This window comes from Pseudomonas sp. MWU12-3103b (assembly GCF_023100615.1).
GTDB lineage: Bacteria > Pseudomonadota > Gammaproteobacteria > Pseudomonadales > Pseudomonadaceae > Aquipseudomonas > Aquipseudomonas putida_A.
In genome coordinates this window covers 197,299-218,231 of sequence record NZ_JALMEY010000006.1, presented here as the reverse complement: position 1 = coordinate 218,231, position 20,933 = coordinate 197,299, and the positions used below count along the sequence as shown (strand labels likewise).

Below are 20,933 nucleotides of genomic sequence, written 5' to 3'. Positions count from 1 at the left end.
GCTGGTCTGCTGGCCGGATGCCATTCAACAAGCCCTACTAGTCTCTCAGACGTGCGATCGGAAACGCACGGTTGCACGGCCTGCCGTCAACCTCGGGCAGGTCTCCCGAAACTTCAAGGAGATGAGGTTCATGTCTAAATATGCAGTGGCAAATCAATGGGGCGGTAGTTCGGCACCGTGGCATCCGGGTGGAACCTGGGTGCTGGGCGGGCGGGACAACCAGCAAGTCGTCGCCATCGAGATCAAGTCGGGCGATGGCGGCAAAAGCTTCACCGGCACCATGACTTACGCCGGCGAAGGCCCGATTGGCTTCAAGGCGCAGCGCACCGGTCAGAATCAATACAACGTCGAGAACCAGTGGGGTGGCAATGATGCCCCATGGCATCCGGGTGGCAAGTGGGTGATCGGTGGCCGGGACAATCAGAACGTTGTCGCGTTGAGCGTCACTTCCAGCGATGGAGGGAAAAACCTCAGTGGCACCAATACCTACGCCAACGAAGGGCCGATCGGCTTCCGTGGGCAGATAGAGTAACGGCGCCTCCCAGGTCGTGTCCGCCCCTTCACAGACGTGTGAAAGGGCGGATCAGCCGGCTCAGGCCGTCGGCAGGGCCAGGGCCTGGCCCATTTGCACTGGCGAACCCGCCACCAGTTCTTCAGCCCATTTCACTTGATCCGGGCCAAACAGCACGATCGCCGTCGAACCCAGTTTGAAGCGCCCCAGTTCCGCACCTTTTTCCAGATGAATCGGTGCACGGGCGGCTTCGTCGTAGCGGAAGGTTTTCAGTTCGCGCTTCGGTGGGGTGACCAGACCGGCCCACACGGTTTCGATCGAGGCGACGATCATCGCGCCGACCAGCACCACGGCCATCGGCCCGCGTTCGGTGTCGAAAATGCATGCTACACGCTCGTTGCGGGCGAACAGCTCCGGAACGTTTTCCGCAGTGGTCTGGTTGACCGAGAAGATCCGGCCCGGGATGTAGACCATCTCGCGCAGGGTGCCGGCCAGCGGCATGTGCACGCGGTGATAATCCTTCGGCGACAGGTAAATGGTGGCGAAGTCGCCGCCCATGAACGGCGCGGCATTCGCCGTGTCACCGCCCAACAGTTCCAGCACGCTGAAGCTGTGGCCCTTGGCCTGGAACACCCGACCGTGTTCGATCGGGCCGAGCTGGCTGACCGCACCGTCGGCCGGGCTGAGGATCGCGCCCGGAGTCTGGTCCAGTGGCCGCGCGCCGTCTTTCAGGGCACGGGTGAAGAACGCGTTGAAATGCTCGTAGGCGGTCAGGTCTTCGACCAGCGCTTGCGACATGTCCACCTGATAACGCTTGGCGAACCACTGGGTGAAGGCATTCTTGAACCAGCGCACGCGGCACTCGGCGACGCAGCCGGCCAGGCGCGACAGCAGGTGATGAGGCAGCAGGTACTGGCTGAGGATAAACAGACGCTCTTTCATTAGTTGTCCTTAGAACCTTGAATCTCGACAGGCGTGTCAGGGTGGTTGCCCCATTCGCCCCAGGAACCGGCGTAGCCCTTGACCCGCGGATAACCGAGGGACTTGGCCACCAGATAAGTGAAGCCCGACCGGTGATGGGTCTGGCAGTGGGTAATGATTTCTTTGTCCTTGGTGATCCCGAGGTCTTCGAGGATCTGCGGCATGTCCGTGCGAATCCGCAATTGACGCGCCTTGTCCATGCCGGCGGTCCATTCGAAGTTCACCGCGCCGGGGATGTGTCCACCCTTGGCGGCCAGCACTTTCTCACCGGAATACTCCAGCGGCCCGCGTGCGTCCCAGATCGCCAGATCGGCGGCGCCGAGACGGCTTTGCAGGTATTCGCGGGTTGCCGTCGGCTCGTCGTGCAGGGTCAGCGCCACCGGGCCGCCGACCGCAGGCGGAACCTGGATCGACATCGGCATGCCCGCTTCCAGCCACGCCGGCAGACCGCCGTCGAGATAGTGATACTTGTCGTGACCGATCACGTCGAGCAGCCAGATGAAACGCCCGGCCCAGCCACCGCCTTCGTCGTCATAGACCACGTAGACCGCGTCCGGGCGATGGCCCAACTCACCGAACAACGCCTCCAGATCCGCTTTGGCCGGCAGCAGCCCCGGCGCCGGCGGCTGGCCGAGCTGGGTGCGCTTGGGATCGACAAAGCGTGCGCCGGGCAGATGGCCCTCGGTATAGCGGGCGGCACTGGTCAGGTCCACCAGAATCAGTTCGCTGGCATCCAGCCGAGGGAGCAGGTCGCTCGGTTCGATGACGAGCGGCAAGCCAGAGAAGTCAGACATGTGAGGTCTCCAGAGCACAAAGGGGGGGATTGTAGCGCAGCCTCATCGGCCACGGCTGCTAAAGCTGTGCAGGGCCTTTTCGATGCACTGCGCGGTTTTGCCGAAAGCCTGCACGCTGATGTCGGCGAACGGCCCACCGCCCTGGTCGGCGACGACGATCATGATCACCCGGCCGTTATTGACCAGCGAACGCAGGAACAGATGCTCGCCACGGAACAGCGCACGCAGGCCCGGCGGCAACAATGCGGAAAATTGTGCGTTGTTCTCGGGGTTGATCCGCACCTGTGCCTGTTGTGCGAGCAGGCGCTGCAAGACTTTGCTCTGACTGACGACAAAATTCAGCGCGGCGGCTTCCTTCGGCAAACCGAAGGTCTGGTTCACCCGCAGATTCGATTGCGTGCGGTCGGCCATCAGAATCATCACCCGGCGCATGCCGCTGGCGACCAGCGCATCACGGGCGGCGACGGTCAGGCTCATGGCATTGGTGAAGCGGCTCGGCTCGGCCAGCAGTTCGGCGCATTGCCGGCGCCATTGAGTCAGATCCTCGGCATTCGGCGCCGCCGCCGGCAGCATCCCGGCCGGCAAGCGATGGGTGCCCCATGGCCATAATAATGAAACGGCCGGGTGCCACAGATCGGGCATGGCATGCTGGCGCGCACTGTTGGCGGCTTGCTGGTGCAACTGCTGCTGCACTTCGTCCATCGAGATTTGCAGATAAAGGCTGGTCAGGTACTGCCAGCGCTCGCTGTGCGGACTGTCCCAGGCCTGTTGTGCCGACAGCGCCAGGCCGTTGGCCAGCAACACGGTGTTGGCCGGCTGGTTGAGCCAGCGGCGCAGGGTCGGATCGTCGTCGAGGCGATTCTGCTGGCGCAACGGATGTTCGCTGTCGCGGGCGATGCGCAGTACTTTCACCAGTTCGCGCTGTTCGCTGAGCAGCAGTTTATAGCCCTGCTGCACCCAGATCGGCAGGTGCCAGACTTGTACCAGCGCTTCGGCGATCTTCAGCAGGCGCACGCCAAACAGTTGCTTCTCGACCGTGCGCGCCGATTGGCCCTTGTGGATAACCCGCAGCTCCCACTCTTCGAGCAATTCGGGAAACGTCAGCGCCAGCGGCCATAACGGCGACAGAAACAACAGGCTGCCCCAGTGGATGTCCTGCCACAGGCGCGCCAGGCGACTGGCAAAAAAACCGTTGGCCTGTTGTGTCGCGTGCTGGCTGATCATCTGCAGTTGGCGCAAGGCCTTGGGGATCTGCATCTGCGGTTCGACGGGCAGACGTGCGAGCAATTCTTCGGTACGCGCCAGGCCCAGACGATTGATCGCCACCTCGAGATTTTCCGCCGGAGCGGCCATGGTGCCGTGGGTGTGACGATTTGCCTCACGGATGATGCTCAAGGCCAGCGCCGGGCTGTCCTGCATCAGGTCGGCGATATCGCGCAACGAGCTGCGGTTGTCGCGGATCGCCCGGCAAACCTTGTCGTGCGCCTCTTGCGGCACGGGCAGGCGCACGCCATCGAGCAGCTTGACCCAGCCCTCGAGCGTGGTCGGTTTTGCGTGTGGGACGTTCGTTTCATTAGCCATGTCTGGACGAGATCTTCACTGACTGTAGACGCGCCCGGCATGGGCTAAATTGGCTTTTCGCCTGAACTGGCTATAGTCTGGCGCAGTTTTGCCGATAAGTAGAAGAAGAGATTTTTTAACTTCCGAATATGACCTTGAACCCGACTTAAATAAGTACTTTCTACCTATGGCTAAAATTATCGGCATCATCGTCGTATTCGCGAGCGTGCTCGGCGGATACGTGCTCTCCCACGGCAAAATTGCCGCCCTGATCCAGCCCTTCGAGGTGATGATCATCGGTGGTGCGGCCCTCGGTGCATTCCTCCAGGCCAACCCCGGTTACATGACGATGCACGTGCTCAAGAAATCCCTGAGCATGTTCAGTTCGCGCTTCAGCCACACGTTCTATCTGGAAGTGCTCGGCCTGATCTACGAGATCCTCAACAAGAGCCGCCGCGAAGGCATGATGGCCATCGAAGGCGACATCGAAGACGCTGCCGCGAGCCCGATCTTCGCCAAGTACCCGGCCGTGCTTAAAGACGAACGCATGACCGCGTTCATCTGCGATTACCTGCGCATCATGTCCTCCGGCAACATGGCTCCGCATGAGCTGGAAGGTCTGTTCGACATGGAACTCTACAGCCTCAAGGAAGACCTCGAGCACCCGTCCCATGCGGTGAACGGCATCGCCGACGCCATGCCCGGTTTCGGTATCGTTGCGGCGGTACTGGGTATCGTGGTGACCATGGCGTCCCTGGGTGAAGGCGATCAGAAGTCCATCGGTCTGCACGTGGGTGCGGCACTGGTCGGTACCTTCTTCGGTATTCTCGCGGCCTACGGCTTCTTCGGGCCGTTGGCGCATTCCCTGGCGCACGATGCCAAGGAAGAACTGAACGTCTACGAAGCCATCAAGGCCTCGCTGGTGGCGTCGGCTTCCGGCATGCCGCCATCGCTGGCCGTGGAGTTCGGGCGCAAGGTTCTGTACCCGGCGCACCGTCCAAGCTTTGCCGAGCTGGAACAAGCCGTTCGCGGTCGCTAAGCCATGGAAAATAATCAGCCGATAATCATCAAGCGCGTCAAGCGCATAGCCGGTGGGCACCACGGCGGGGCGTGGAAAATCGCCTTCGCCGACTTCGCCACGGCGATGATGGCGTTCTTCCTGGTGTTGTGGCTGCTGTCCACCGCAACGCCTGAGCAAAAGATCGCCATCGCCGGTTACTTCAAGGACCCGGTCGGCTTCTCCGAAAGTGGCACGCCGTACATCATTGATCTGGGCGGCACGCCGACCCTGGCCCCGGAAAACACCCTCAACCCTGAGGTGAAGTCGCAGCCGCAACCGGACAAGGTCACGGTCGACACCGAACAGGTCGAAGGCATGGCCGAGCAGGTCGAGAAAGAACGCCTGGAGCTGTTGCTGCAAGAACTGCAGAACAAGGTCGACGAGAACCCGCAGCTGCAGAAGTTCAAGGATCAGATCCTGTTCGAGATCACCCCGAACGGCTTGCGCATTCAGATCATGGACGCGGAAAACCGGCCGATGTTCGACTCAGGTTCCGCACGCCTGAAGCCGTACTTCGAAGACATCCTGCTGGCCATGGCCGACACCATCAAAGCGGTGCCGAACAAGATCAGCATCAGCGGCCACACCGACGCCAAGCCGTACACCGGCACCGGCGATTTCGGCAACTGGGAACTCTCGGCCAACCGTGCCAACGCCGCGCGGCGTGCGCTGGTGGCAGGCAGCTATCCGGATTCGCAGGTGGCGCGCGTGGTCGGTTACGCCTCGTCGGCGCTGTTCGACAAGGAAAACCCGTTCAACCCGGTCAACCGCCGCATCGACATTGTGGTCCTGACCAAAAAGGCCCAGGCCGCCATCGAAGGTTCGCAAGGTGCCGACGCGGCCAAGCCAGCCGCCGAAGGTCAGAACGGCGCCGCTCCGGCGACCCCGGTCGATCCGAACGCGCTGCCGGCGGATCAGCAACCTGTGCCGGCGCACGAGTTGCGCGAACGCTTGAACCTGTTCGACGACGCCGCACCGAAACCGGCAGTGCCGGGGACTGCGGCGCCAGCGCCAACAGCTCCGCCAGCTGCTGCACCGGCCCCTGCGCCGAAGCAGTGAGCGACAAAAAAGCCGACAGTGATGTCGGCTTTTTTGTGGCTGTCGATTGGCCTCAGAAACCGCGCCGAATCCGGTTCTTCAGTTGTTCATGGAAAAGATCGGCGTTGCGCTTATAGGTGCCGCTGAAGGATTCGTTGCTCGAATCCAGCGTCATCGAGCGCTTGCTCGATACTTCTTCACGATAGGCATCGATGAAGAAATTCAGATCACTGGCCGTGCTCAGCTTCGGCCACTTGTCCAGATACTCCGGCAGCTTTGCCGGCCCGGTGCGGAACGAGCAGATCCGGCGGTTGCTGATGGTCGCTTCGCCGATTTCGAACGGCACCCACCACGACAGAGCGGTTTTCTCTGAAACCACCGCGAGCAGGTGTGTGCATTCGGTGATGTTGCGGGTGATCACCCCGGTGATGTCGTCGGTGGTCTGCGACTCCGGATCGAGTACGTCGAGGTAGGTCTTGATGTTGGCCTGCATCAATTGCGCATTGATCGCCATGGCCTGCGGGCGATCCATGTGGCGGTAGCTGATGAATACGGGCATCAGAAGTGTCCTTTGAGGGCGAGTTCACGGTAATAGGCGCCGAGCGCCGTGAGGCGGCAGCCAGTGGAGTGAATGGCGGCGTAGTACATGTGCTCGGCATCCACCGGTTCGATCAGGCTGTGGCGATTGCACATTTGCAGTTGCTTGAAAATGTCGCCGTGCTCGGGGTCGAACAGCGCTTCGGTGGGCTCGTAGCTGGGATCGAGTCTGAAAACGAAGCTCGGCTCCGGGAACCAGTCCTTGAGTTTGCGCAGGGTTTCCTCGGCAATCAGCGGCGCGACCTCGCGCAGCGGTACGAACTGCGAGACATTGGTCTTGAATACCGGACGCTGTTCCCAGGCGCCCAGCGCATTGTCGACAAACGAGTAAACGCTACCGGGGGTGACCTTGCCGAGTACGTTGGCAGCGCCACCGTGCAGCGCTTGCAGCAACAGATCCGTGAAGACGCCATGACCGCGACTTTCCAGGGCGTACTGTTCTTTTTTGCAGGCCGTGAGAATGGTCACGCCTTCGCCGATCACACTGCTGCCGCCACGCAGATTGCGCATGGCGCCTGCTGCGCCGGCCTGGCAGCAATCGAGAATGATGATTTTGTTCTTGATGTGCGGGGCCTTGTCTGCCCACTCCAGAATGTCGCTGATGCGGATCCCGTCTCCGCCAGGCTGATAGTCCTGGGGAATCAGGAGTCCTTCGTCGATGCTGGTGTCGAACTGACCATGGCCGGCGAAGTACAGCAGTGCCACGTCACAGTCGCCTGAAAACAGGCTCTGGATCTGCTGTTTCATGTGGCTGAGCGTGAGTTTTTCTTCGGCTGAAGTCAGCACTTTGCTGCTGAAGTTCGGTCGCCCGTTGGCATGACGCTCCAGCACCGACGCCATGGCCATGGCGTCGTTGTTACAGCCGCTCAAGGGCGAGACGTGGTCGTAGTGGTTGATGCCGATAAACAGTCCCTTGCGCATGGTTACACCGCCGTGTGCTGACGGATCGCACCAATGATGCTGTTGGTGTTCCACGCGCACTCGGCGTGCGCCGCGTCACGCACGACGCTGGAAATACGCTCGGCGCCGAACGGCTTGATCGCGATGATCACTTTGCCCATGCGCTTGGCGATCTCGATTTCCTTGTTGATCCACTTGCTGTAAGTCGAATACATCCCGGCCATGATCAGCACCGCCGAGCACGGGCGAATCTTGTTCTCGATGGCTTCTTCGAGTTGCTTGTCGGTCTGCGCGCCCATGATCGGGTTGTGCGGCGGCACGGAAAAATTCTTGAAACTGAAATCCGGTCTGGCGCCGAGCAGGCGTACCAGATTGTCGTGAGCGTGGGCGTAGTTCCACGAATGGCTGATGAACAAATGGTAGGTCTGCATGGGGTTCCTCGAAGGTCGCGAAGGTGCGAAGGAGGACCCCAATCTAGGCATCTGACGCGAGCCTACAAGGGCTGGGCGGTGAAAGAGAAATGTCCTGCAAACAGGTGTGAACGAGTCTGTCAGAAGAGTCTGACGTTTAACGGAATCGAGGATTTGTCAGGCGCGGTCCGACATCCGGCAGCCCTCGGGCGAGAGGCTGCCGGTGCAGATGTTTAGTAGCCGTTTTCCGGCAGGCTGGCGATGATCGAGCGGTAGCTGTTCATCCGCTGCTGCTGCACGCGGCCGTCTTCCAGGGCCTTGAGCAGTGCGCAACCGGGTTCGCGATCGTGTTTGCAGTCGCGGAAGCGGCAAGTGCCGAGCAGGTCGTTGAACTCGATGAAACCGGCTTCGACGTCGGCGCGGCTGACGTGGCCCAGACCGAACTCACGGATACCCGGGGAGTCGATCAACTCGCCGCCGCCCGGGAAGTGGAACAGGCGTGCGGTGGTCGTGGTGTGCGTGCCCTGACCGGACAGCTCCGACAACGGGCCGACACGGGTTTCGACTTCCGGCAGCAGGCTGTTGACCAGCGACGACTTGCCGACGCCGGACTGGCCGACGAACACGCTGATGCGCCCGTCGAGCTGCTTCTGCAACTGTTCCATGCCATTGCCGTGATGCGCCGAGACTTCCAGCACCGGATAACCCAGCGTGCGATACACCGCCAGCAGGGCGTTGAGTGCCGGGGCGTTCTGCTCGTCGATCAGGTCGAACTTGTTCAGCAACAGCAACGGGCGGATGCCGGCGTGTTCGGCAGCGACCAGGTAGCGGTCGATCAGGTTGGCATGCGGCTCGGGCAGCGGTGCGAAGACGATGACGATCATGTCGACGTTGGCGGCGACCGGCTTGAGCTGGCCACGGCTGTCCGGGCGGCAGAGTTCGGTGCTGCGCGGCAGTTGCGCGACGATCACCCCGATGCCCTGGTTGCCGGCGCGCCAGACCACCCGATCACCGGTCACCAGCGCCGGAAGGTTGGCGCGCAAGTGGCAACGGAAAACCTGACCGGCCTGTTCGCCGTCCACGGCCTCGACTTCGACCTGCACACCGAAGTGGGCGATCACCAGGCCGTGTTGCTCAGGGCCCAGATCGCCGCCCTCGAGGGCTTCGACCGCCGAGGACTCGCGTTTGGCGGCGCGGGCGGCGCGCTCGCCTTGAATCTTTTCGATGCGCCAGTTTTGACGACGATTGAGTTGGCGTTTGGCCATGGGTGTTCCGTCTGAAGAATGCAGCGATTAGGTAAAACGGCCGCGAGTTTAGCACGCCCGGGCATCGGCCTAGGCTAAACTGCGCAGCATTGCCTAGGAGTCCGAATATGCAAAACCCGCAGAACCTGATCTGGATCGACCTGGAAATGACCGGTCTGGATCCGGAAAACGACGTCATCATCGAAATGGCCACCATCGTCACCGACAGTGACCTGAACACCCTGGCCGAAGGCCCGGTGATCGCCATTCACCACAGTGACGAAGTGCTCGCCCGCATGGACGAGTGGAACACCCGCACCCACGGCAACTCGGGCCTGACCCAGCGCGTGCGTGACAGCCGTATCAGCATGGCCGAGGCCGAGGCCGAAACCATCGCTTTCCTCGAGAAATGGGTACCGAAGGGCAAGTCGCCGATCTGCGGCAACAGCATCTGCCAGGATCGTCGCTTCCTTTATACCCACATGAAGGCGCTGGAAAGCTACTTCCACTACCGCAACCTCGACGTGTCGACGCTCAAAGAGCTGGCTGCACGCTGGGCACCGGACGTGCGCGACAGCTTCAAGAAGGGCAGCACTCACCTGGCGCTGGACGACATCCGCGAGTCGATCGCCGAGTTGCAGCACTATCGCAAGCATTTCATCAAGTTCTGATTGAGGGGTGTCTGCCCTGACGTCTTCGCGAGCAAGCCCGCTCCCACAATTTGGAATGCGTTCCCCCTGTGGGAGCGGGCTTGCTCGCGAAGAGGGCGTCAGAGTCCCGTAAGATTCAAGCCAGAAATGCATCCCGGAGCGCGCCCCCTTCTGGTGCGGCGCTGAAATGGCTAGACTGCGCGCCTTCCTGCCAGGACCGCCGCCATGTTGCTGATGCTCTATCTGATCGCCATTACCGCTGAAGCCATGACTGGCGCGCTGTCTGCCGGGCGGCGCGGCATGGACTGGTTCGGGGTGGTGCTGATCGCCTGCGTCACGGCGCTGGGCGGCGGTTCGGTACGTGACGTATTGCTCGGGCACTATCCGCTGACGTGGGTCAAGCACCCGGAATACCTGGTGCTGACCTCGGCCGCCGCGATGCTCACTGTATTCACCGCACGCTGGATGCGTCATCTGCGCTCACTGTTTCTGGTGCTCGATGCGGTCGGTCTGGTGGCGTTTACCCTGATCGGCTGCATGACCGCGCTGGAAATGGGCCACGGCATGCTGGTGGCCTCGGTCAGCGGTGTGATCACCGGCGTCTTCGGCGGCATCCTGCGCGACATCTTCTGCAACGACATCCCGCTGATCTTCCGCCGCGAACTGTACGCCAGCGTCTCGTTCGCCGCCGCGTGGTGCTACATGCTCTGCCTGTACCTGAATGTGCCGAGCGAGCAGGCGATTCTGATTACCCTGTTCGGCGGTTTTCTGTTGCGGTTGCTGGCCATTCGTTTCCACTGGGAAATGCCCAAGTTCGTTTATAACGACGCACCTTGACGTCACGCTGGCGGGCGCGTGGAAATATTCTGTCGGGAATGTTGAATAGATGCTGCGCCTCTAAATAGGGTAAAAAATAAAGCCTAAAAGGGGTATTTTGTCATGAAATACCCTATTTAAGTCTTTTTACCTCATTTAGACGGCTGCCTGAATCATGCACTCACTCACCCCGGAATTTCTTGACGCCTTGCGCTTCGACGGTCTTCAGATTGCGACGCTTCGTGCATTGGGAGAGTTTCGGGGTAAGCAACAACTGTTCGTTGCTCAATCGCCGCAGGTCCTCCAAGGGCTTACGCAGATAGCCGTAATCGAATCCACGGAGTCATCTAACCGACTGGAGGGTGTAACTGTCGCGCCAGCGCGGCTGAAGTCACTGATGAGCAAAAACACTGATCCCAAGAGCCGATCCGAACAGGAAATTGCTGGCTATCGGGACGCACTGTCACTCATCCATGAATCTGCCGATGGGATGCCATTTTCCGAAGGTGTTCTTAGACAATTACACAGTCTTCTTTACCGCTATCTACCTCAGGATGGTGGTGAATGGAAGGCGATGAGCAACGACATCATCGAGCGTCATGCCGATGGTTCATCGCGGATTCGCTTCCAACCTGTTCCTGCTCATATGACCCCTATTGCGGTGACTGAAACCCTGGGGCATTACCACCGGGCGCTGGCATTGAATCTGGCTGACCCTTTGGTTTTAGTGCCGCTTACGGTCCTCGACTTCCTTTGCATACACCCCTTCTCTGACGGAAATGGTCGCGTCGCTCGTCTGCTGACATTGCTGCTGCTCTATCAATTTGATTACCGAGTCGGGCGATTTATCAGTCTTGAACGGATATTCGAGGAGTCAAAGGAGGGCTATTACGCAACACTCGAACTGAGTTCTCAGGGATGGCACGAGGGCACGCATGATGTTCGGCCATGGATGGATTATTTTTGGGGGGCATTGCTTAGAGCGTACAAAGAGTTCGAAGAGCGAGTGGGTACGATTGAGAAGCGTCGAGGTGGTAAAAGCGACCGAATCAGAGACGAAGCCTTGAAGCGAGTCCTCCCTTTTTCCATCTCGGAAATTGAAGAGTCCTGTCCGGGAGTCAGTCGCGATACAGTGCGCCTGGTTTTACGATCACTGAAAGCAGAAGGGCTGATTGAGCCGACAGGTAAGGGGCGCACAGCCAAGTGGAGAAAGCCGGCATAGCCTCAATTACGGCGTTCAGCGTGCTGTTTTAGCGCCCACTCGACGTGTTCACGCACCAGCTCTGATGGGTAGTCACGGCGCGCCTTCAAGGCTTCCAGCACAGGAATGCTCGACGGCGCGTTGCCCAGGCCCACGGCCAGATTGCGCAGCCAGCGCTCGTAACCGGCGCGGCGCAGCGGCGAACCCTCGGTGCTGCTGAGAAATTTGTCCTCGTCCCACATGAACAGCTCCGCCAGTTCGGCGTTGTCCAGGTTGTGCCGTGGCTTGAAATCGCTTTCCCCGGATGGCTTGGCGAAGCGGTTCCACGGGCAGACGATCTGGCAGTCGTCGCAGCCGAATACGCGGTTGCCGATCAGTGGGCGCAGGTCTTCGGGGATGGCGTTTTTCAGTTCGATGGTCAGGTACGAGATGCAGCGCCGGGCGTCCAGCACATAGGGGCCGACGAAAGCGTTGGTCGGGCAGATGTCCAGGCACGCGGTGCAGCGCCCGCAATGTTCGCTGCTGTGCGGTTCGTCCACCGGCAGCGGCAGATCGACGAACAGTTCGCTCAGGAAGAAATAGCTGCCGGCCTTGCGGTTCAGTACCAAGGTGTTTTTGCCGATCCAGCCCAGTCCGGCCTGCTCGGCGATGGCTTTTTCCAGCACCGGGGCGCTATCGACGAAGGCGCGAAAACCGAACGGGCCGATCTCGGATTGAATCCTGTCAGCCAATTGCTGCACACGTTTACGGATCAATTTGTGGTAATCGCGGCCCAAGGCATAACGCGAAACGTAGGCTTTCTCCGGTTGCGCGAGCATTTGCGCCATTTGCGTGTCGCCGGGCAGGTAGTCCATGCGCAGCGAAACCACGCGTAACGTACCCGGAACCAGTTGCTCCGGATGCGAGCGTTTACTGCCGTGGGCGCCCATGTAATCCATTTCGCCGTGGTAGCCGGCGGCGAGCCAGCGCTCCAGGTGCTGCTCATGCTCGGCCAGGTCCAGACCGCTGATGCCGACTTGCTGGAAGCCCAGCTCGCGCCCCCAATCCTTGATCGATTGGGCGAGGGCGGGCAGATCTGTGGTGATGGCGGACATGAGGCGAGAGAAACCGGAGCTGAGGTGCGTATAATTCTGCCAGACATCGGAGCCCGAAGACGCATGCCGCACACGAAAGATCAATTACCCGACGCGCTGTATGGCGCCGCACAGGTGCGAGCACTCGATGCGCGGCTGATCGCTGCGGGCACGCCGGGCTTCGAATTGATGCAGCGCGCCGCGCACGCGACTTGGCGTGCATTGGTGCGGCAATGGCCGTCGGCGAGCGAAATGACTGTGCTTGCCGGGCATGGCAACAACGCCGGTGATGGTTTTCTGATCGCCGCGCTGGCGCACCGGGCCGGGTGGGCGGTGCGGGTGCTGGCCGTCGGTGATCCGCAACGTTTGCAGGGCGATGCAGCACAGGCTTATGCGCAGGCCATCAGCGATGGCGTCGCCGTGCAGGGTTGGACCGCGCAAAGCGAGCTGCGCGGGGTGATTGTCGATGCCTTGCTCGGCACCGGGCTGGCCGGCGATGTCCGTGAACCGTATGCCGCTGCAATCAAGGCGATCAATGCCAGTGGCCTGCCGGTGGTGGCGGTGGATATTCCTTCCGGATTGTCTGCCGATACTGGACATGTCCTCGGCGTTGCGGTTCACGCTGACCTTACCGTGACTTTCATCGGCTTGAAGCTCGGCCTGTTCACCGGGGTGGCGGCGGATCAGGTCGGGGCGTTGGTGTTTAACGATCTGCAAGCCGCCGCCGACATTTACCGTGACATTCCTGTCAGCGCTCTGCGTCTCTCGGCGGCTAATCTTCCACGATTGGCCCCGCGTGCGCCCGCTGCACACAAAGGGCGCTTCGGGCATTTGCTGCTGATCGGTGGCGATCAGGGTTTTGGCGGGGCGATTCTGCTAAGTAGCGAAACGGCCTTGCGCAGCGGCGCGGGCATGGTGTCGCTGGCGACCCGTCCGGAGCATGTCCCGGCAGCGCTGACGCGAATCCCGGAAGTCATGGCCCTCGGCACGTCGTCGGCCAATCAGTTGATGGGGCTGCTGGAAAAGGTTTCGGTGCTGGTGGTTGGTCCGGGACTCGGACAGGCGAGTTGGGGGCGGGCACTGTTGTCCGCTGCCGCCAATGCGCCGCTGCCACAGGTTTGGGACGCCGACGCATTGAATCTGCTGGCGAGCGGATTTGTCAGTCTGCCCAAGGAATGCGTGATCACCCCGCATCCGGGCGAGGCGGCGCGCCTGTTAGGGATCAGCACTGCCGAGGTGCAGGCAGATCGTCCGGCCGCCGCGCGGGCGTTGAGCAAAAAATACTCGGCCGTCGTCGTGCTCAAAGGCGCCGGCAGCCTGATCGCCCACCCCGATGGGCGTCTGGCGCTGTGTCATCAAGGCCATCCGGCCATGGCCACCGCCGGCCTGGGCGACGTACTCGCCGGCTTGACTGGCGCGTTGTTGGCCCAAGGCATGGATGGCTTCGATGCCGCGTGCCTGGCCGTCTGGCTGCACGCCAATGCCGGCGCGCAACAAGGTAAATTCGGCCGTGGACTGGCGGCCAGTGATCTGATTCCAGTCATTCGTCAGTTGTTGGAGGAGCATGCACCGTGTCTGAAGTAACCCTGTACCTGGCCGATGAACAGGCCATGAGCGACTTTGGCGCACGGATCGCCCGCATTACCCAGGGCCACGGCCTGATTTTCCTGGAAGGCAATCTGGGCATGGGCAAAACCACCCTGTCGCGGGGCATCATTCGTGGGCTGGGGCATGTCGGCGCGGTAAAAAGTCCGACCTTCACCTTGGTCGAACCCTACGAGATCGGTGATGTGCGCGCCTTCCACTTCGACCTGTATCGCCTGGTCGATCCGGAGGAGCTGGAGTTTCTCGGCATCCGCGACTATTTCGAAGACGATGCCCTGTGCCTGATCGAGTGGCCCGATAAAGGTGCAGGCTTTTTGCCAAAGCCTGACCTGACCATTACCATTAGCCCGCAAGACAGCGGGCGTTCGCTGAAAATTTTATCCCAGGGCTCGCGTGGCGAGGCCTGGTGTGCCGCTTTGGCATTGGAATCCAATTAAATGATGGGGTTAGGTATGCGCTTTCGCGCGTTGGTGGCTGCCGTTGGACTGATGTTGATGGCAGTAACCGTCAACGCTGTGGCCGAGACAAAGGTCAACAGCGTGCGCCTGTGGCGGGCGCCGGACAACACGCGACTGGTCTTCGACCTGAGCGGTCCGGTGCAGCACAGCGTCTTCACCCTGACCGCACCGGATCGGCTGGTGATCGACATCAATGGCGCCACCCTGGGGGCGCCGTTAAAGGTCTCGACTGCTAACACGCCGATCACCGCGATGCGCTCGGCCCAGCGTACGCCGACCGACCTGCGAGTGGTCATCGACCTGAAAAAAGCCGTCACCCCGAAAAGTTTCTCGCTGGCGCCGAACGCGCAATATGGCAACCGTCTGGTGGTCGACCTGTTCGACAACCCGGCCGATGCCGCGCCGCCGCCTGCGCCAACGCCATCGGTCGCCACCGTGCCGGCAGTGCCTGTGACACCGCCTGAACCGGCGATCAAGTTGCCACCGGCCCCGGCTGGCAAGCGCGACATCATTGTGGTGATCGACGCCGGTCACGGCGGCGAAGACCCGGGTGCGTCCGGCTCGCGCGGCCAGCGTGAGAAAGACGTGGTGCTGCAGATCGCCCGCGAGCTGCAGCGTCAGGTCAACGGCATGAAAGGTTTCCGCGCCGAACTGACCCGTACCGGCGACTACTTCATCCCGTTGCGCGGCCGTACCGAAATTGCCCGCAAGAAGGGCGCCGACCTGTTCGTTTCGATCCACGCCGACGCTGCGCCGTCTGCGGCAGCCTTCGGTGCCTCGGTGTTTGCCCTGTCCGATCGCGGCGCGACATCCGAGACCGCCCGTTGGCTGGCCGACAGCGAAAACCGTTCTGACCTGATTGGTGGTGCCGGCAACGTCAGCCTCGACGACAAGGACCGCATGCTCGCCGGCGTGTTGCTCGACCTGTCGATGACCGCGTCGCTGACTTCCAGCCTCAACGTCGGCCAGAAAGTCCTGACCAACATTGGCCGCGTGACTCCGTTGCACAAACAGCGCGTGGAGCAGGCCGGGTTCATGGTGCTGAAGTCGCCGGACATCCCGTCGATCCTCGTCGAAACCGGATTCATCTCCAACGCCAACGAGGCGAACAAACTATCGGCTTCAAGCCACCAGCAGGCGCTGGCGCGTTCGATCAGCAGCGGCGTGCGCCAGTTCTTCCAGCAGAATCCGCCACCGGGCACCTACATCGCTTGGCTGCGTGACTCCGGCAAGATCGCCCAAGGCCCACGCGATCACCGCGTGAGCCCGGGCGAGACGCTGGCGATGATCGCCGTGCGTTATCAGGTGTCCCCCGCGACGCTGCGCAGTGCCAACAACCTCAGCAGCGATGAGCTGAAGATCGGCCAGCATCTGACCATTCCCGGCACCGAACTGGCGTCCAAAGAATGAATCAGGTGTTGAACGCCGCACGCATCGAACTGCTCAGCCCGCGGCTGGCGAACCAGATCGCCGCCGGCGAGGTGGTCGAGCGCCCGGCTTCGGTGATCAAGGAGTTGCTGGAAAACAGTCTCGACTCCGGTGCCAAGCGCATCGATGTCGATGTCGAGCAGGGTGGCGTCAAGCTGCTGCGGGTGCGTGACGACGGCAGCGGCATTTCCGCCGATGACCTGCCGCTGGCCCTGGCCCGTCACGCCACCAGCAAGATTCGCAATCTCGAAGACCTCGAGCAGGTGATGAGCCTGGGCTTCCGTGGTGAGGCGCTGGCGTCGATCAGCTCTGTGGCGCGCCTGACCCTGACCTCGCGCACCCGCGACGCCGATCAGGCCTGGCAGGTTGAAACCGAAGGTCGCGACATGGCGCCTCGGGTGCAGCCGGCGGCGCATCCGGTCGGTACCTCGGTGGAAGTGCGCGACCTGTTTTTCAATACGCCGGCGCGGCGCAAGTTTCTCAAGACCGAAAAAACCGAATTCGATCACCTGCAAGAAGTGATCAAGCGTCTGGCGCTGGCGCGTTTCGACGTGGCCTTCCATCTGCGCCACAACGGCAAGACCATCCTCAGCCTGCACGAGGCCCACGATGATGCAGCCCGCGCTCGGCGTGTGGCGGCGATCTGCGGTTCGGGCTTCCTCGAGCAGGCGCTGCCGATCGAGATCGAGCGCAATGGCCTGCACTTGTGGGGCTGGGTCGGGTTGCCGACCTTCAACCGCAGCCAGGCGGACTTGCAGTATTTCTTCGTAAACGGCCGTGCGGTACGCGACAAACTGGTGGCCCACGCGGTGCGTCAGGCTTATCGCGATGTGCTGTTCAACGGTCGTCATCCGACCTTCGCGCTGTTTTTCGAAGTCGATCCGGCGGCGGTGGACGTCAACGTGCACCCGACCAAGCACGAAGTGCGCTTCCGTGACGGGCGCATGGTGCATGACTTCCTTTATGGCACGTTGCACCGCGCCTTGGGTGATGTGCGTCCGGAAGATCAGCTGGCCGGCTCTGTCACCACAGCCGTGGTGCGTCCAACCGGTATCGAGGCCGGTGAATTCGGCCCGCAGGGCGAAATGCGTCTGGCGGCCAACGCGCTGCTGGAACAGCCGCAGGCGCAACCGGCGTTCAATACTTCGTCGGGCGCCAGCGCTGGCGGCGCTTATCAGTATCAGTACACGCCGCGTCCGCAGTCGGCTGTGCCGGCCGCCGAGGCACAAGCTGCTTACCGCGAGTTCTTCGCACCGTTGCCGGAAGCGAATGCCAACGCGCTGCCAGTCGGCCAGGAAGACATTCCGCCGCTCGGTTACGCGCTGGCGCAGCTCAAGGGCATCTACATTCTCTCCGAGAATGCTCAGGGTTTGGTGCTGGTGGACATGCATGCCGCGCACGAGCGGATCATGTACGAACGCCTGAAAATCGCCATGGCCAGCGAAGGCCTCAGCGGCCAGCCGCTGCTGGTGCCGGAGTCGCTGGCGGTCAGTCAGCGAGAGGCCGATTGCGCTGAAGAACACGCTGCATGGTTCCAGAAACTGGGCTTCGAGCTGCAGCGTCTGGGCCCGGAAACATTGGCGATCCGCCAGATTCCGGCGCTGCTCAAGCAGGCCGAGGCCAATCGGCTGGTGGGTGACGTGCTGTCGGACCTGATGGAATACGGCACCAGCGACCGGATTCAGGCGCACCTGAACGAACTGCTCGGGACCATGGCCTGCCACGGCGCGATCCGCGCCAACCGGCGCCTGGCCCTGCCGGAAATGAACGGCCTGCTGCGCGACATGGAAAACACCGAGCGCAGTGGACAATGCAACCATGGCCGACCGACCTGGACCCAACTGGGCCTGGACGATCTGGACAAACTGTTCCTGCGCGGTCGTTGATGAGCCAGCTTCCTCCAGCGATTTTCCTGATGGGCCCGACCGCTGCGGGCAAGACCGACCTGGCCATCGAGCTGACCAAGGTGCTGCCGTGCGAGCTGATCAGCGTCGACTCGGCGCTGGTCTATCGCGGCATGGACATCGGTACCGCCAAGCCATCGAAAGAACTGCTGGCCGAGTTTCCGCACCGATTGATCGACATTCTCGATCCGGCTGAAGCCTATTCGGCTGCGGATTTCCGCCGCGATGCCCTGCAAGCCATGGCTGAAATCACCGCACGCGGGAAAATTCCGCTGCTGGTTGGCGGCACCATGCTCTATTACAAGGCGTTGGTTGATGGCCTGGCGGACATGCCGGCGGCGGATCCCGAGGTCCGTGCGCAGATCGAAGAAGAGGCTGCACGCCTTGGCTGGCAAGCCCTGCACGATCAGCTGGCGATCATCGATCCGGTGTCGGCGGCACGCATTCATCCGAACGATCCGCAGCGCCTGAGTCGGGCGCTGGAGGTTTATCGGGTCAGCGGTCAGAGCATGACTGCCCTGCGTCAGCAACAATCTGCGCAAAGTACTGAAGCAGCCGCTTCGGGACGGCAACAATTGCCCTATACTGTCGCGAACTTGGCCATTGCTCCGGCAAATCGCCAGGTACTGCATGAGCGCATTAAACAAAGATTCACAAATATGCTGGAACAGGGGTTCATCGACGAGGTCGTAGCCCTGCGTAAAAGAAGTGACCTGCATTCCGGGTTGCCGTCTATACGTGCGGTAGGCTACCGCCAAGTCTGGGACTACCTGGATGGCAAGCTGTCGTTAGCTGAAATGCAGGAACGCGGCATCATTGCCACGCGTCAATTGGCCAAGCGCCAGTTCACCTGGCTGCGCAGCTGGGAAGAACTGCACTGGCTGGACAGTCTTGATTGCGACAATCTGCCACGCGCCTTGAAATACCTTGGGACCATCTCCATATTGAGCTGAGTCCTTGCAATTGCCGTCTATCCTTGGGGGTGTGGCGGCCAAAGCCATCTGAATTACCTATTTTTATTATTGAATCCTTAAAGGAGTGCGGCACATGTCAAAAGGGCATTCGCTACAAGACCCTTACTTGAATACTTTACGTAAAGAGAAAGTTGGGGTTTCCATCTACCTGGTCAACGGTATCAAACTGCAAGGCACGATCGAGTCGTTCGACCAGTTCGTTATCCTGCTGAAAAACACCGTCAGCCAGATGGTTTACAAACACGCTATCTCGACAGTCGTGCCAGTACGTCCAATTCGTCTGCCTAGCGCAACCGAATCCGATGCAGGTGACGCTGAGCCAGGTAACGCCTGATAGGAGTCTCCTTTGTTCTTTGAGCGCCACGGTGGTGGTGAGCGAGTCATCCTCGTTCACTTGGAAGGTCAGGACCCTGAGGCGCGCGAAGATCCGCAGGAGTTTCAGGAATTGGCTAATTCGGCGGGCGCCGAGACCGTTGCGTTTTTTAACGTACCGCGTCATCGGCCAACCGCCAAATTCCTGATTGGCAGCGGCAAGGTCGAGGAATTACGCGACCTGGTCCATGCCGAAAAGGCCGATCTGGTGATTTTCAATCACATTCTCACGCCCAGTCAGGAACGTAACCTCGAACGTGTTTTCGAGTGTCGCGTGATCGACCGTACCGGCCTGATTCTCGATATCTTCGCTCAGCGCGCCCGTACCCATGAAGGCAAGCTCCAGGTAGAACTGGCCCAGCTTGATCACATGAGCACCCGCCTGGTTCGCGGCTGGACTCACCTTGAGCGTCAGGGTGGCGGTATCGGCATGCGTGGCCCGGGTGAAACCCAGCTCGAAACCGACCGGCGTCTGCTGCGGGTTCGTCTGCGTCAGATCAAGGGTCGTCTGGAAAAAGTGCGCAGCCAGCGCGAGCAATCGCGCCGCGGCCGTTCCCGTGCGGATATCCCTACCGTGTCTCTGGTGGGCTATACCAACGCCGGCAAATCCACGCTGTTCAATAACGTGACCAAGTCCGAGGTGTACGCGGCCGACCAGTTGTTCGCCACCCTCGACCCAACCCTGCGCCGTCTGGAACTGGACGACCTGGGGCCGATCGTTCTGGCGGACACGGTAGGGTTCATTCGACACTTGCCGCACAAGCTGGTCGAAGCATTTCGGTCTACGCTCGAAGAGTCGAGCAACTCCGACCTGCTGTTGCACGTGATCGATGCGGCCGAACCGGATCGCATGTTGCAGATCGAGCAGGTGATGGTGGTACTGGGCGAGATCGGAGCCCAGGACTTGCCGATCCTCGAGGTATACAACAAACTCGATTTGCTTGAAGGCGTTGAGCCACAGATCCAGCGCGATGCCGATGGCAAACCGCAGCGGGTCTGGCTGTCGGCGCGCGATGGCACGGGGCTGGAATTGCTTGAGCAAGCCATTGCCGAGTTGCTGGGCAGTGATTTGTTTGTGGGGACATTGCGCTTGCCGCAACGGTTCGCTCGACTGCGTGCGCAGTTCTTCGAACTCGGTGCGGTACAGAAAGAAGAGCATGACGAAGAAGGCATCTGCCTGCTGGCCGTTCGTTTGCCCCGGGTCGAGTTGAATCGACTGGTAAGCCGCGAAGGATTGCAGCCGATGGAATTCATCGAGCAACACACTTTGCAATAAAAGCCTGGCAAAGCGGTTGTGCCGCAACGGCAGGCATTCTGTAGCATTGGTCGGCGCGCCGTGGGTGCGTCTTTGCTTTAT

21 protein-coding genes are annotated in these 20,933 nt (G+C 61.0%); 13 read left to right on the top strand and 8 right to left on the bottom strand.

The annotated features are described in order from the left end of the window. Nucleotides 1–130 precede the first annotated feature (130 nt). Nucleotides 131–532, top strand: a complete 402-nt coding sequence (locus M0808_RS12540; RefSeq protein ID WP_027611401.1) for a hypothetical protein — start codon at nt 131–133, stop codon at nt 530–532. 60 nt (nt 533–592) lie between these two features. Here M0808_RS12540 and asd read toward each other — a convergent pair whose 3' ends face one another. From asd to M0808_RS12525, 3 genes are read right to left on the bottom strand one after another with little or no spacing between them, the layout of a single operon-like run. Then, a complete protein-coding gene (asd, locus tag M0808_RS12535; RefSeq protein ID WP_027611402.1) occupies nt 593–1,453 on the bottom strand; it encodes an archaetidylserine decarboxylase in 861 nt (286 codons plus the stop codon). Further along, nucleotides 1,453–2,286, bottom strand: coding sequence for a thiosulfate sulfurtransferase (gene rhdA / locus M0808_RS12530; protein ID WP_098966921.1), 834 nt, complete (start codon nt 2,284–2,286; stop codon nt 1,453–1,455). The genes asd and rhdA overlap by 1 nt, the downstream gene beginning before the upstream one ends. Before the next feature lie 42 nt (nt 2,287–2,328). Next, nucleotides 2,329–3,867: an HDOD domain-containing protein gene (locus tag M0808_RS12525; RefSeq protein WP_247841283.1), complete on the bottom strand. Its 1,539-nt coding sequence runs from the start codon at nt 3,865–3,867 to the stop codon at nt 2,329–2,331. A gap of 166 nt (nt 3,868–4,033) precedes the next feature. On the opposite strand from M0808_RS12525, the gene motA reads away from it, so the two are divergent. Next, nucleotides 4,034–4,885: a flagellar motor stator protein MotA gene (gene motA, locus M0808_RS12520; protein WP_007952169.1), complete on the top strand. Its 852-nt coding sequence runs from the start codon at nt 4,034–4,036 to the stop codon at nt 4,883–4,885. Between the two features lie 3 nt (nt 4,886–4,888). Then, nucleotides 4,889–5,965: a flagellar motor protein MotB gene (gene motB / locus M0808_RS12515; protein ID WP_134785299.1), complete on the top strand. Its 1,077-nt coding sequence runs from the start codon at nt 4,889–4,891 to the stop codon at nt 5,963–5,965. A gap of 52 nt (nt 5,966–6,017) precedes the next feature. Here the strand turns inward: motB and M0808_RS12510 are convergent, their stop codons facing one another. The 4 genes from M0808_RS12510 to rsgA form a co-directional block, all read right to left on the bottom strand. Beyond that, the gene (locus M0808_RS12510; protein WP_027611406.1) at nt 6,018–6,503 is read right to left on the bottom strand and encodes a toll/interleukin-1 receptor domain-containing protein; all 486 of its coding nucleotides are present in this window, start codon (nt 6,501–6,503) and stop codon (nt 6,018–6,020) included. After that, nucleotides 6,503–7,462, bottom strand: coding sequence for a caspase family protein (locus tag M0808_RS12505; protein ID WP_098966926.1), 960 nt, complete (start codon nt 7,460–7,462; stop codon nt 6,503–6,505). The genes M0808_RS12510 and M0808_RS12505 overlap by 1 nt, the downstream gene beginning before the upstream one ends. A gap of 2 nt (nt 7,463–7,464) precedes the next feature. Continuing rightward, complete coding sequence (locus M0808_RS12500) at nt 7,465–7,872, bottom strand: TIR domain-containing protein (protein ID WP_103368233.1); 408 nt, start codon at nt 7,870–7,872, stop codon at nt 7,465–7,467. 212 nt (nt 7,873–8,084) lie between these two features. Next, on the bottom strand, nt 8,085–9,116 hold the full coding sequence (gene rsgA, locus M0808_RS12495) for a small ribosomal subunit biogenesis GTPase RsgA (RefSeq protein ID WP_003221096.1): 1,032 nt from the start codon (nt 9,114–9,116) through the stop codon (nt 8,085–8,087). A 107-nt stretch (nt 9,117–9,223) separates the two neighbouring features. On the opposite strand from rsgA, the gene orn reads away from it, so the two are divergent. The 3 genes from orn to M0808_RS12480 all read left to right on the top strand — a co-directional run bounded on the left by orn (nt 9,224) and on the right by M0808_RS12480 (nt 11,783). After that, entirely contained in the window at nt 9,224–9,766 is a 543-nt protein-coding gene (gene orn / locus M0808_RS12490; protein WP_003221098.1) for an oligoribonuclease, read from the top strand. A 204-nt stretch (nt 9,767–9,970) separates the two neighbouring features. Continuing rightward, complete coding sequence (locus M0808_RS12485; protein ID WP_003221099.1) at nt 9,971–10,582, top strand: trimeric intracellular cation channel family protein; 612 nt, start codon at nt 9,971–9,973, stop codon at nt 10,580–10,582. Nucleotides 10,583–10,736: 154 nt separating this feature from the next. Then, complete coding sequence (locus M0808_RS12480; RefSeq protein WP_247841281.1) at nt 10,737–11,783, top strand: Fic family protein; 1,047 nt, start codon at nt 10,737–10,739, stop codon at nt 11,781–11,783. A 2-nt stretch (nt 11,784–11,785) separates the two neighbouring features. Here the strand turns inward: M0808_RS12480 and queG are convergent, their stop codons facing one another. Next, complete coding sequence (gene queG / locus M0808_RS12475; RefSeq protein WP_097089863.1) at nt 11,786–12,856, bottom strand: tRNA epoxyqueuosine(34) reductase QueG; 1,071 nt, start codon at nt 12,854–12,856, stop codon at nt 11,786–11,788. A gap of 63 nt (nt 12,857–12,919) precedes the next feature. Here queG and M0808_RS12470 point away from each other — a divergent pair, with 63 nt between their 5' ends. The 7 genes from M0808_RS12470 to hflX all read left to right on the top strand — a co-directional run bounded on the left by M0808_RS12470 (nt 12,920) and on the right by hflX (nt 20,852). Further along, nucleotides 12,920–14,419, top strand: a complete 1,500-nt coding sequence (locus M0808_RS12470) for an NAD(P)H-hydrate dehydratase (protein WP_247841279.1) — start codon at nt 12,920–12,922, stop codon at nt 14,417–14,419. Further along, complete coding sequence (tsaE, locus tag M0808_RS12465) at nt 14,407–14,877, top strand: tRNA (adenosine(37)-N6)-threonylcarbamoyltransferase complex ATPase subunit type 1 TsaE (protein WP_098966932.1); 471 nt, start codon at nt 14,407–14,409, stop codon at nt 14,875–14,877. The genes M0808_RS12470 and tsaE overlap by 13 nt, the downstream gene beginning before the upstream one ends. A 3-nt stretch (nt 14,878–14,880) precedes the next feature. Beyond that, nucleotides 14,881–16,308 carry an N-acetylmuramoyl-L-alanine amidase gene (locus tag M0808_RS12460; protein WP_247841339.1) on the top strand — a complete coding sequence of 476 codons (1,428 nt, stop codon included), beginning with the start codon at nt 14,881–14,883 and terminating at the stop codon, nt 16,306–16,308. 5 nt (nt 16,309–16,313) lie between these two features. Continuing rightward, nucleotides 16,314–18,212: a DNA mismatch repair endonuclease MutL gene (gene mutL / locus M0808_RS12455; protein WP_247841337.1), complete on the top strand. Its 1,899-nt coding sequence runs from the start codon at nt 16,314–16,316 to the stop codon at nt 18,210–18,212. Then, nucleotides 18,212–19,183, top strand: coding sequence for a tRNA (adenosine(37)-N6)-dimethylallyltransferase MiaA (gene miaA / locus M0808_RS12450; protein WP_027611415.1), 972 nt, complete (start codon nt 18,212–18,214; stop codon nt 19,181–19,183). The genes mutL and miaA overlap by 1 nt, the downstream gene beginning before the upstream one ends. 94 nt (nt 19,184–19,277) lie before the next feature. Beyond that, nucleotides 19,278–19,538 (top strand): RNA chaperone Hfq, encoded by a 261-nt coding sequence (gene hfq / locus M0808_RS12445; protein ID WP_003221112.1) that lies wholly within the window; start codon nt 19,278–19,280, stop codon nt 19,536–19,538. A gap of 12 nt (nt 19,539–19,550) precedes the next feature. Beyond that, nucleotides 19,551–20,852: a ribosome rescue GTPase HflX gene (gene hflX, locus M0808_RS12440; protein WP_003221114.1), complete on the top strand. Its 1,302-nt coding sequence runs from the start codon at nt 19,551–19,553 to the stop codon at nt 20,850–20,852. Nucleotides 20,853–20,933 lie beyond the last annotated feature (81 nt).

What these genes read in the sequence shown, in the direction of transcription:
- M0808_RS12540 (WP_027611401.1), top strand. Translation starts at nt 131, where the DNA reads ATGTCTAAATATGCAGTGGCAAATCAATGGGGCGGTAGTTCGGCACCG.
- asd (WP_027611402.1), bottom strand. Translation starts at nt 1,453, where the DNA reads ATGAAAGAGCGTCTGTTTATCCTCAGCCAGTACCTGCTGCCTCATCAC.
- rhdA (WP_098966921.1), bottom strand. Translation starts at nt 2,286, where the DNA reads ATGTCTGACTTCTCTGGCTTGCCGCTCGTCATCGAACCGAGCGACCTG.
- M0808_RS12525 (WP_247841283.1), bottom strand. Translation starts at nt 3,867, where the DNA reads ATGGCTAATGAAACGAACGTCCCACACGCAAAACCGACCACGCTCGAG.
- motA (WP_007952169.1), top strand. Translation starts at nt 4,034, where the DNA reads ATGGCTAAAATTATCGGCATCATCGTCGTATTCGCGAGCGTGCTCGGC.
- motB (WP_134785299.1), top strand. Translation starts at nt 4,889, where the DNA reads ATGGAAAATAATCAGCCGATAATCATCAAGCGCGTCAAGCGCATAGCC.
- M0808_RS12510 (WP_027611406.1), bottom strand. Translation starts at nt 6,503, where the DNA reads ATGCCCGTATTCATCAGCTACCGCCACATGGATCGCCCGCAGGCCATG.
- M0808_RS12505 (WP_098966926.1), bottom strand. Translation starts at nt 7,462, where the DNA reads ATGCGCAAGGGACTGTTTATCGGCATCAACCACTACGACCACGTCTCG.
- M0808_RS12500 (WP_103368233.1), bottom strand. Translation starts at nt 7,872, where the DNA reads ATGCAGACCTACCATTTGTTCATCAGCCATTCGTGGAACTACGCCCAC.
- rsgA (WP_003221096.1), bottom strand. Translation starts at nt 9,116, where the DNA reads ATGGCCAAACGCCAACTCAATCGTCGTCAAAACTGGCGCATCGAAAAG.
- orn (WP_003221098.1), top strand. Translation starts at nt 9,224, where the DNA reads ATGCAAAACCCGCAGAACCTGATCTGGATCGACCTGGAAATGACCGGT.
- M0808_RS12485 (WP_003221099.1), top strand. Translation starts at nt 9,971, where the DNA reads ATGTTGCTGATGCTCTATCTGATCGCCATTACCGCTGAAGCCATGACT.
- M0808_RS12480 (WP_247841281.1), top strand. Translation starts at nt 10,737, where the DNA reads ATGCACTCACTCACCCCGGAATTTCTTGACGCCTTGCGCTTCGACGGT.
- queG (WP_097089863.1), bottom strand. Translation starts at nt 12,856, where the DNA reads ATGTCCGCCATCACCACAGATCTGCCCGCCCTCGCCCAATCGATCAAG.
- M0808_RS12470 (WP_247841279.1), top strand. Translation starts at nt 12,920, where the DNA reads ATGCCGCACACGAAAGATCAATTACCCGACGCGCTGTATGGCGCCGCA.
- M0808_RS12460 (WP_247841339.1), top strand. Translation starts at nt 14,881, where the DNA reads ATGGGGTTAGGTATGCGCTTTCGCGCGTTGGTGGCTGCCGTTGGACTG.
- miaA (WP_027611415.1), top strand. Translation starts at nt 18,212, where the DNA reads ATGAGCCAGCTTCCTCCAGCGATTTTCCTGATGGGCCCGACCGCTGCG.
- hfq (WP_003221112.1), top strand. Translation starts at nt 19,278, where the DNA reads ATGTCAAAAGGGCATTCGCTACAAGACCCTTACTTGAATACTTTACGT.